Below are 7295 nucleotides of genomic sequence, written 5' to 3' on the forward strand. Positions count from 1 at the left end.
GCATGCGGAGAGGAAGGTTTACGGGCATTGATTACGCTTAAAGGAATAAAAAAAATCTATCAGACGGGTGATGTTCAAGTGGCAGCTCTACGCGGTATCGAGCTGACGATTTCCCAAGGGGAATTTGTGGCCATCATGGGTCCGTCCGGCTCCGGCAAATCGACGACGATGAATATGCTGGGATGTTTGGATACGCCGACAGAAGGGGAATATTACCTCGACGGGATCGACGTTTCCCATGCCTCAAAAAGAGAGCTGGCGACGATCCGGAATCGAAAACTGGGGTTTGTCTTTCAGGGCTTCAACCTGCTGGCGCGAACGAGCGCTTTGGAAAACGTCGAATTGCCCCTGATTTATGCGGGAGTCGGCAAAGAAGAACGGAAAGACCGTTCGATCGAAGCGTTGAAGTCAGTCGGTCTTGGGGACCGGATCCATCATAAGCCCCAGGAACTCTCCGGCGGACAGCAGCAGCGGGTGGCGATCGCCCGGGCGTTGGTAACGAATCCATCCGTCATCCTTGCTGATGAGCCGACGGGTAATTTGGACAGCCGTTCCAGCGAGGAAGTTATGGCGATTTTTCAGGAACTGCATGTAAAAGGAAATACGATCGTGATTGTGACACATGAGCCGGATATTGCGGCGTATACCCGCAGGATCGTCCGGTTCAAGGATGGAAGGATTGAAAAGGATGAGGCTGTAGCCAATCCGCGGAAAGCATCCCCATCCCGAATCGATACGCAGGAGGAGATCGGCTGATGAACATCTTAGAAAGCATCCGTATCGCCATCAGGGCGATCCGGGTCAATAAAGTTCGATCCATACTGACCATGCTGGGTATCATTATTGGGGTTGGTGCCGTGATTGCCATGATTGCAATCGGCAGCGGTGCTTCGGCATCTGTTACATCCAAAATTGAAGGATTAGGATCCAATCTGTTGACGATAACGGCAGGTCAGTCCAATTCCGGCGGAGTCCGGGGAGGAATGGGCAGCGCAGCGACACTCAAAATGAGCGATGCCACTTTGTTAGCGGAAAAGGGAACCTACATTAAAGCTGTTGCCCCGGTAGCCTCGACGAACGCGCAGGTAATCTATGCAAGCGGCAATACCCAGACAAATATATACGGTACGACAGTTACCTATCTTGATGTACGGAACACATCATTAAGTGCGGGCAGATTTTTTACCGAGCAGGAGATGAACCAGTATAAACGCGTTGTGGTTCTCGGCCCGACAGTCGTGGAAGGCCTACTGGGGACGCTGGATTACAGTATTATTGGCAAGACCGTCAAGATCAACAACATTCCGTTTCAGGTCATTGGAGTCACAGCCAGTGAAGGTTCCTCAGGTTTTTCCAATAGCGACGATATGATCTTGATGCCGATTACGATAGCACAGCTTCGGCTGATCGGAAGTGAGTCTATCCGGCAGATTTTTGTTCAGGCGGCTTCCCCGGATGTGATGACCAAAGCGCAAAGTGAGATTACAACGCTGCTGCGCTCTGCACATAAACTCAGCGCGAGTGATGAGGATGATTTTTCCACTACCAATCAGGCAACAGTATTGGAGACCATGCAATCAGTTACCCAGACGCTGTCCATGCTTCTCGGAGGGATCGCGGCGATTTCCTTGATCGTCGGCGGAATCGGCATCATGAATATCATGCTTGTTTCCGTAACGGAGCGGACACGGGAGATTGGGATCCGGAAAGCAATCGGGGCGCAGGAAACGGATATTCTTCTGCAATTTCTGATAGAAGCGGTCATATTGAGTGTCATGGGAGGAATCATCGGGATATTACTGGGCTGGGGAGGTTCACTTGGCGTATCCAAGGTTGTCGGTATGACGACCAAGGTGTCCATGTTTTCCGTTATCTTGGCCTTCACCTTCTCAGCTTTGATCGGGATCGTCTTCGGTGTCTTTCCGGCAAAAAAGGCTTCATCCCTTAATCCGATTGATGCGCTAAGGTATGAATAAGCAGAGAGGAGCAATTAATAGACATGATGGATATAAAGAATAGGAGAAGACCGAACTTAAGTCCTGGATGGGTGAGGAAAGGTAATACCGAAGCAGGAAATTCAGGGATGGGAGATGTCAGGTTACGAAGCAAAAGTAAGAGAAGTAAAAGGAAAGCAATAATTCAGAGCGTGACTGTTCTTTTTATAATTCTGACCCTGACTTTCTCTGGAAACATACAGGCTTTTGCTGTGATTACCGGTACGGAATTAGGCGGTTTAGCTTTCCAGACATCCAGTGACAGTAATATACTTATCGGTGAGACCACAAACATAAAACTATATCTGTATAATCTCAACGGGGGAAGTTTTTCCGGAAATATCACAGCTTATAGTACCGATACAAGCGGTAATAACATCGGATATTATTCCGCTTCCGGAAGCAGTGGGAATTATACGCTTAACAATGTAACGTTCGATACAACCGGTATCTATTATCTCTATCTTTATGACAGTAGCGGGTATTGCGCTGTGGGGGTATTGACCGTATCCAAACCCGTTATCACAATAACCGGTGATGCGCTAAAATATAAAAAATCTTTAATTACCGGAACATTGAAAGACAATAATGGAAAATTGCTTGCAAAAAAAACGATCACCCTGGACGGCAGCGATGCAGGGATAGACAATACAATAAGCTGTACAACAGCCTTAGATGGGACTTACTCTGTTTATGTAACACCTAGTAAAGAAGGAACAATTAAGTTTTTGTTCAACGGATATGAAATCGGAACTCTCGTGGCAGGAGCTTCTTATTCTCAGGATGTACGAATCGGGGGCTCTGCTAGTAACAATCAGGACTTATCGATCAGCGTTGCCGAAGCAGGATGGTCATCCGCCTCCACCGTAATTGTCACGCGCGATGATAGTCTGGCGGATGCCTTAGCTTCGGTACCATTATCCAAAAAATATGATGCACCAATCCTGATGAATCCGTCATCACAGTTGGATAGCAGAATATCGTCGCAGATATCCGCTTTAGGTGCAACAAAAGTTATCATAATCGGCGGATACAGTGCAATATCCCAGAACATTGAAACAGCGCTTCAAACTGCGGGCTATACAGTCAGCCGGATCAGCGGGTCGAACCGCTATGAAACTTCCGTTAATATTGCTTCGTGGATAGGTTCTGCCAATACAATCTATTTAGCCTATGGTCAGGGTGAACCGGATGCCTTGGCAGCAAGTACCTTTGCCGCAGCTAAAGGTTGTCCGATTTTGCTTACGGACAAAGATAAAATTCCGGCTGTGACCCAAGCACAGCTTTTGAGCCTTAATCCATCTAAAGTTATCCTTCTCGGCGGAGAAAGTGTCATCGGCTCTTCTGTAGAATCTGCGCTGAACAAGAACTATGTCGTCGAACGGCTGGGAGGTACTGACCGCTATGCTACTGAATGGGCGATTTTGAGGAGCCTTTTCACGGATCAGTCCCAAATCTATTTTTGTTCTGCCCTTGCTTCTTCCAAAGACGTGACTTCCGGGAAACCAAAAGCCGATGCCCTTCTGGCAGCCGCCCTCGCCGCTAAAAATGACGCAATCATCGTAGCCGTTCCGCAGAACTATCTACCGTCATCCCTGCAGTATTTCTTAACCTACAACCGCGGCTATATCGCCAGAGCCAGTATCGTCGGCAACAGTTCGTCAATCAGTACGAGCCTGGAGAAACAGATTGAAGATCTCATGACTTTGTAAATAAATTCGTCTTGTTAATCCACCAATGTCAAGCATTTACAGAAGTGTCCGTAAGGGCACTTCTTTGTTTCTAAAAGCTTCCATGCTTTTTATGAGACTAAAGTCTCATTTTTATACCCCATTGGTCTGAAAAAGGACCCAAAACAATTGAACTTCTAAAGTATCTATACTATAATGACCTCAGCCAAAACGATAATGGCAAATCTGTCGAAAGACAGAGACGCAAAGCCACGGGTCTAAGGCCGAAAGGTTATGACAGCCGGGTTACCGAAAGGGGTAGATAGAATGATCCATAAAAAGATTCTGGTTTCGATTCTCTGTGTCCTTTTAATTATTGCGGTCGCACCTTCTTGTGTTTTTGCTGAAACAACAACCGGCGAAAGCACAGTCACTGGGGAAATCTTAGCAAGTACTCCCGACACGACCGTAGATCCCACTGCTGTAGATCCAACCGCCACAGATTCAACCACAGTGGATACTACGCCAACTGACCCTAGCGTAACGGATTCCACGGCAACAGATCCGACGAATGAGGCAGCTGTTGAAGATGAAGCCGGTGTAACGCCGGACAGCTGGCTCTATTCAATCGAACAGATGATTGAAAGTGTTCAGGTTGCTGTGACTTTCTCTGATGAAGGAAAAGCGGAACTGCTCGTTGAGTTTGCCAATGAACGGCTCGCCGAAGCGGAAATCATGTCCGAACAAAACCAGTTGGATTTGATGGAACAGGCTCTGAAAGCGTACTCGGATACGATAAAGAAAGCCAACTTCCAGGTACAACAGATCATTGAAGATACCGAAGCAGCTGACGGAACGGATACTACGGGTACAGATACTACCACTGCCGAAGAAACCACTGCAGCTTCCATCGAAGAAACAACTACTGATGAGACAGCCACGGATGAAACGGCAACAGTTGACACAGAAGAAAATACCGTCATCAGCAATCTACTTGCCAGCATTGAACTTGTCCAAAGTGATGCCGACAAGATCGTCCTTAAAATCACCGGCGGTCTGACAGAAGAACAGGCTGAAATTATGCAGAATATTATCCAAGCCGAAGTCCAGAATACCATTGCCATGAAAGCTTATGTGGCTGCGAAAGTAGCCTATGCTGAAGCTGTGCAGGAATTTGCAGCAGCCAAGGCGGAATTGGGACAGGCCCGTGCTTCAGGTGATGAGGCTGCCATCGCAGCCGCTCTGGAAAAAGTAACACAGGCTCAAGCATATAAAAATGACATGCAGGATCTCAGAAAAGATGTTCAGAAAATCAAAGTTGAGACGATGAAAGAAACCAAAGACGTCTTGAAAGAGCAAGCCCAGAACATGAAGGACTACAAGAAAGCCAATAAAGATCAGGTCGTAAGTGGCGAGGAAGAGAGCCTGGAAGCAGGGGACGAACAGGATGTTGCAGACGATCAGAATGCCACAGCCGATGAACAGTCTACTTCGGATGAAACAACAGTCGATGCACAGACCGTTCAGAACACGGTCATAAATACCTCTTCAAATAACGGACATAACGGTAAAGGGCAAGGAAAAAGATAGGATTTTATATTTTCGATAACTGAGACTCATTCAAATCACATTAAATACCTCCTTAGAAGAAACAGACAGCTATCAGGCAGATAAAGTGCCAGGGCTGTCGAGACCGTTTCGGATTTTGTGTAAACCTCCAGAGTGATGTAAGATAAGAGCATCACATGGAGGTTTTTTATTAATGGTAAAGAGGAGAATTAGTCCCGAGAGAAGAGAACAACGGAAAAAGTTACTGGAGATGCTGCAAGAAGCAGGAATCAACAATGTTTCAGGAGTACAGGACCTATTCAAAGAAATGGTCAGTACCGTCCTGGAAAATGGCCTGGAAGCAGAAATGGAAGATGAATTGGGCTATAGCAAATATGACTACCGGAATAAAGAAACAGACAACAGCCGGAATGGTTATAGCGAGAAAACCGTAAAGACCAGCCTGGGCGACATGGATATTTCCATTCCCCGTGATCGCAAAGGCGAATTCGAACCGCAGATCATCAAAAAGCAACAGACAACACTCTCCGGGGATATCGAAGAAAAGATTCTATCCATGTATGCCAAAGGGATGACCACGGGGGATATTGAGTCCCATATTCGTGAAATATATGGCATTGAAGTATCGGACAGCACAGTAAGCCGCGTCACCGATAAAATCTTGCCTGTAGTCAAAGAATGGCAAAGCCGTCCTCTGGAAAGTATTTATGCGGTCGTATTCATGGACGCAATTCACTTCCATGTGCGCAGCGAAGGCCAGATTGTTAAGAAAGCTGTGTATATCGCCATTGGCATCCAAATGGACGGCGTGAAAGATGTTCTGGGCATGTGGATCGGTGAGAATGAAAGTGCAAAATTCTGGCTCTCCGTGATGAATGGGATTAAAAACCGTGGCGTCGAAGATATCCTCATTGCATGTGTAGACGGTCTCACAGGCTTCACCAGCGCCATTGAGGCCGCATTCCCAAAGACAGAAATCCAGCAGTGTATCATTCACCAGATTCGGAATACAACAAAGTTTGTTTCTTACAAAGACATCAAAGCGCTTATGGCTGATCTGAAGAATATCTACGCGGCCATCGATGAACAAACAGCACTTTATGAGCTGGATTCATTTGACGAGAAATGGGGAAACAAATATCCGAAAATAGCGATATCGTGGAAAACGCACTGGGCCAATTTATCCACTTATTTTAAATATCCCCAGGAAGTCAGAAAGCTGATTTATACCACAAATGCCATTGAAGGATTTAACCGTCAACTCCGTAAGGTTACCAAAAGTAAATCCGTCTTCCCAACTGATGACAGCTTGCTTAAAATGCTTTACCTGGCTATGGTGGATATAACCAAAAAATGGACCGGTCGGCGGCAGGATTGGGGGCTAATTCATTCCCAGTTACAGATTTATTTTGAAGACCGGCTGGAACGATTTAGCTAAGAATTCGCTCTGGGGCAGACTTGACATGGGACCCTACGTCGGCTGCTTCAATGGGTCACGGGATGGGGCTCAAATGATGTATTTCTTTGGGGTAAGCCCCATCCCGTACTTAAGGGTAGCATCCGCCACCCCCATATCAAGTCTTATTTGGGGTCAAATTGACAACCCTGAAAATTCTTGTATAATGCAGACAAAAGGAGCGACAGCCATTTAAGCTATTGCTCCCATAAAATATTCGCCTTATTTTACATCAATTTTAGAGTTTACACAGAGTTCGGGATACACCCGGGCTGTCTGTTTTTGTGGTTTACATCTTTTAGGACAGTACTGCCCGCTTACACTTGTGGAGGATCATAAAGGTCATTGGTCGTGGTTTCAATGACCTTTATATCCTTTACCCCTGTAAGGGCACCATTTGCCGTGAGGAATATCCCGCCTGCTATAAGCGCGTTCATAACGTCCATGGCTTCAGTCAGCAGAATATCCTCTCGCGGTTGGGGAACCGTTAGGGAAAACGTGTTCCCTCCGGTGGTCGCGAAAGTTAATCTTGCTGTTCGGTTGGTGGTCACAGCCAATTGAATCACCTCCTTGACGCCTGAAATTGCCCTCCGCTTTACGCTTCGT

6 protein-coding genes and 1 riboswitch are annotated in these 7295 nt (G+C 46.6%); of the genes, 5 read left to right on the forward strand and 1 reads right to left on the reverse strand.

Annotated features, from left to right (window positions below):
* The first annotated feature begins 27 nt into the window (after positions 1-27).
* The 5 genes from C1I38_RS02450 (at position 28) to C1I38_RS02470 (ending at position 6671) form a co-directional block, all read left to right on the forward strand.
* Positions 28-756, forward strand: coding sequence for an ABC transporter ATP-binding protein (locus tag C1I38_RS02450; protein WP_132102054.1), 729 nt, complete (start codon positions 28-30; stop codon positions 754-756).
* Entirely contained in the window at positions 756-1976 is a 1221-nt protein-coding gene (locus tag C1I38_RS02455; protein WP_132102056.1) for an ABC transporter permease, read from the forward strand. Before C1I38_RS02450 ends, C1I38_RS02455 begins: the two co-directional genes overlap by 1 nt.
* Before the next feature lie 23 nt (positions 1977-1999).
* Positions 2000-3706 (forward strand): cell wall-binding repeat-containing protein, encoded by a 1707-nt coding sequence (locus tag C1I38_RS02460; RefSeq protein ID WP_132102058.1) that lies wholly within the window; start codon positions 2000-2002, stop codon positions 3704-3706.
* A gap of 187 nt (positions 3707-3893) precedes the next feature.
* Positions 3894-3978, forward strand: a riboswitch (cyclic di-GMP riboswitch).
* Positions 3979-3991: 13 nt separating this feature from the next.
* A complete protein-coding gene (locus C1I38_RS02465) occupies positions 3992-5254 on the forward strand; it encodes a DUF5667 domain-containing protein (protein ID WP_132102060.1) in 1263 nt (420 codons plus the stop codon).
* A 172-nt stretch (positions 5255-5426) separates the two neighbouring features.
* Positions 5427-6671, forward strand: coding sequence for an IS256 family transposase (locus C1I38_RS02470; RefSeq protein ID WP_132102062.1), 1245 nt, complete (start codon positions 5427-5429; stop codon positions 6669-6671).
* Positions 6672-7006: 335 nt separating this feature from the next.
* Here the strand turns inward: C1I38_RS02470 and C1I38_RS02475 are convergent, their stop codons facing one another.
* The gene (locus C1I38_RS02475) at positions 7007-7246 is read right to left on the reverse strand and encodes a DUF2922 domain-containing protein (protein ID WP_019226593.1); all 240 of its coding nucleotides are present in this window, start codon (positions 7244-7246) and stop codon (positions 7007-7009) included.
* Between the last annotated feature and the right edge of the window lie 49 nt (positions 7247-7295).

The sequence above is a fragment of the Dehalobacter sp. 12DCB1 genome, from assembly GCF_004343605.1.
Lineage (GTDB): Bacteria > Bacillota > Desulfitobacteriia > Desulfitobacteriales > Syntrophobotulaceae > Dehalobacter.

Bases quoted from the DNA above. Each gene is read 5' to 3' on its own strand.
- C1I38_RS02455 (WP_132102056.1), top strand. From the start codon at position 756: ATGAACATCTTAGAAAGCATCCGTATCGCCATCAGGGCGATCCGGGTC.
- C1I38_RS02460 (WP_132102058.1), top strand. From the start codon at position 2,000: ATGATGGATATAAAGAATAGGAGAAGACCGAACTTAAGTCCTGGATGG.
- C1I38_RS02465 (WP_132102060.1), top strand. From the start codon at position 3,992: ATGATCCATAAAAAGATTCTGGTTTCGATTCTCTGTGTCCTTTTAATT.
- C1I38_RS02470 (WP_132102062.1), top strand. From the start codon at position 5,427: ATGGTAAAGAGGAGAATTAGTCCCGAGAGAAGAGAACAACGGAAAAAG.